The 3,171-nt window shown below is 64.7% G+C and carries 2 protein-coding genes; both read right to left on the bottom strand.

What is annotated here, in order from left to right; genetic code table 11:
* Positions 1-2,646: pyruvate carboxylase (locus VGH54_RS27625; RefSeq protein ID WP_331515316.1), on the bottom strand; the 2,646-nt coding region annotated here is incomplete at its 3' end.
* A gap of 22 nt (positions 2,647-2,668) precedes the next feature.
* Positions 2,669-3,171: vitamin K epoxide reductase family protein (locus VGH54_RS27620; protein WP_331515315.1), on the bottom strand; the 503-nt coding region annotated here is incomplete at its 5' end.

Below are 3,171 nucleotides of genomic sequence, written 5' to 3'. Positions count from 1 at the left end.
TCCGACCAACGCCAGCGCCAGATCGCCAACCACTTTCGACGATGGCGTGACCTTGATCAGCCTGCCCAGCACTCGATCGGCACCGGCGTAGGCCTCTTCGATCTCCTCGAACCGGTCCCCTAGACCCAGCGCGATCGCCTGCTGACGCAGGTTCGACAATTGACCACCGGGGATCTCATGGTGGTAAACCCGCCCGGTCGGCCCCGGCAACCCGGATTCGAAGGGCGCGTACACCTTTCGCAGCGCCTCCCAATACGGCTCGAGCGCGCACACCGCCGACAGCGACAACCCGGTGTCGTAATCGGTGTGCGCGGCGGCCGCGACAATCGAACTCAGCGCGGGCTGGCTGGTGGTGCCCGCCATCGGTGCCGCCGCGCCGTCGACCGCGTCCGCACCCGCGTGCCAGGCGGCGATGTAGCTGGCAAGCTGACCCCCCGGCGTGTCGTGAGTGTGCACATGCACCGGCAGATCGAAGCGACTCCGCAGTGCTCCGACCAATTGCGTTGCGGCCTGGGGTCGCAGCAGCCCGGCCATGTCCTTGATGGCCAGCACATGCGCACCCGCAGCCACGATCCGTTCGGCCAAGTTCAGGTAGTAATCCAACGTGTAGAGGTTCTCGCCCGGATCGGACAGGTCGCCGGTGTAGCACATCGCGACTTCGGCTATGGCGGAACCTGTTTCGCGCACCGCGTCGATCGCCGGGCGCATCGAGTCAAGATTGTTCAGCGCGTCGAAAATCCGGAAGATGTCGATCCCGGTGGCGGTGGCTTCTTCGATGAACGCCGACGTCACCAGCTCCGGATACGGCGTGTAGCCAACGGTGTTGCGGCCTCGCAGCAGCATCTGCAGGCAGAGGTTGGGCATCGCTTGGCGCAGTTCAGCGAGCCGTTCCCAGGGATCCTCTTTCAGAAACCGCAGTGCCACATCGTATGTCGCGCCGCCCCAGCACTCCACGGACAACAGCTGCGGCATGGTCCGGGCCAGATAGGGGGCAACCATGTTCAGCCCGCTGGTACGCACCCGCGTGGCCAACAGCGACTGATGGGCGTCGCGGAAGGTCGTGTCGGTAACACGCACGCCCGAGGAATCGCGCAGCCAACGCGCAAATCCTTCCGGCCCCAACTCGATCAACAGCTGCTTGGAACCGGGCGGCGGCGGTTTGGTCAGATCGACATCGGGCAGTTTGTCGTGCGGGTACACCGCCGACGGTCGCGAGCCGTGCGGCTTGTTGACCGTGACGTCGGCCAGGTAGTTGAGGATCTTGGTGCCACGGTCGGCCGACGATCGCGCCGTAAGCAACTGCGGGCGCTCCTCGATGAACGATGTGGTGACGTGACCCGCCTGGAAGTCCGGGTCGTCCAGGACCGCTTGCAAGAACGGGATGTTCGTCGAGACGCCCCGGATCCGGAACTCAGCGATCGCGCGCCGGGCCCGGCTGACCGCGGTCGGGAAGTCACGTCCCCGGCAGGTCAGCTTGACCAGCATCGAATCGAAGTGGGCGCTGATCTCGGCGCCCAGATTCGTACCGCCGTCCAGCCGAATCCCCGCCCCACCCGGGCTTCGGTAGGCGCTGATGCGCCCGGTGTCCGGCCGGAATCCATTAGCCGGATCTTCAGTTGTGATTCGGCACTGCAACGCCGCGCCGTGCGGACGGATGTTCTCTTGGCGCAGGCCCATATCTTCCAGAGATTCTCCGGATGCGATGCGCAGCTGGCTGGACACCAGGTCGACGTCGGTGATCTCCTCGGTGACGGTGTGCTCGACCTGGATTCGCGGATTCATCTCGATGAAGACGTGATGCCCGCGCTCGTCGAGCAGGAACTCCACGGTGCCCGCGCAGCTGTAGCCGATGTGGCGGGCGAAATCAACTGCGTCGGAACAGATCTTCGCGCGCAGTTCCTCAGACAGGTTGGGGGCCGGCGCCAGCTCGACGACCTTCTGGTGCCGTCGTTGCACACTGCAGTCCCGCTCGTAGAGGTGGATCACGTTGCCGTACGTGTCGGCCAGGATCTGAACCTCGATGTGGCGCGGGTTGATCACCGCCTGCTCGAGGTAGACCGTCGGATCGCCGAACGCCGATTCAGCTTCCCGGCTGGCCGCCTCGATGGCTTCGGGCAGTGCGTCTGCCTCGCTGACCCGCCGCATCCCGCGGCCGCCGCCCCCGGCAACCGCTTTGACGAACAACGGGAATTCCATGGCGGCCGCGGCGGATACCAGCTCGTCGACCGATGCCGACGGCGCGGAAGACGCCAGGACGGGCAGGCCGGCTTCGCGCGCCGCTGCGACCGCACGGGACTTGTTACCGGTCAGCTGAAGCACTTCGGCGCTGGGGCCGACGAAGGTGATGCCGAACCGCGCGCAGGCAGCCGCCAATTCGGGGTTCTCCGAGAGAAAGCCGTATCCGGGATACACCGCGTCAGCACTCGCACGGCGGGCGGTGGCGACGATCTCACCGACCGACAGGTATGCGCGTACCGGGTGGCCGATGTCACCGATCTGGTAGGACTCATCAGCTTTCAGGCGGTGCAACGAGTTTCGGTCTTCATAGGGATAGACAGCGACGGTGCCGACACCAAGTTCATAGGCGGCCCGGAATGCCCGAATGGCGATCTCGCCGCGATTGGCAACCAGCACTTTGGAAATCACTTGTATCCCTATCTTCGATTGTTCAGATCAACGTTGACCAGTAGGCCCAGAACCGGACCACAATCAGCAGAAAGACGACGGTGAACCAGAGTGTCGCGATCGACCACCGCCAATGGTAGAGCTCACGCGCAACCACCCCACCGCGGTGTTCACCACTCGGGCCAAACGCGATCGAGGCGACCACCACCAGCAGCGAGATGGTCGCCACCCACACCACCACGCAGTACGGGCACAGTGCCCCGATGCGGTACAGGCTCTGGTAGATCAGCCAGTGCACGAACCCCGTGGCCGCCAGAGTCCCGAGCGTCATCCCGACCCAATACCACCGTGGCAACGGCACTTTCGTCACCGCCAGTACACCGGTGACCGTCACGACGGCGAATCCGCCGATACCGATCAGCGAGTTGGGGAAACCCAGCGCCGACGCTTGCGGCGTCGTCATCACCGAACCGCACGACACGATCGGGTTGAGGTTGCATGACGGCACATACGCCGGGTTGAGCAGAAGTTCGATCTTCTCGACCG

Origin of the sequence: Mycobacterium sp. (genome assembly GCF_036488105.1) — a bacterium.
In the GTDB taxonomy this organism is placed as follows: Bacteria; Actinomycetota; Actinomycetes; order Mycobacteriales; family Mycobacteriaceae; genus Mycobacterium.
Note: the sequence above shows the minus strand (reverse complement) of the source record. Positions and strands in the feature narration are given on the sequence as shown.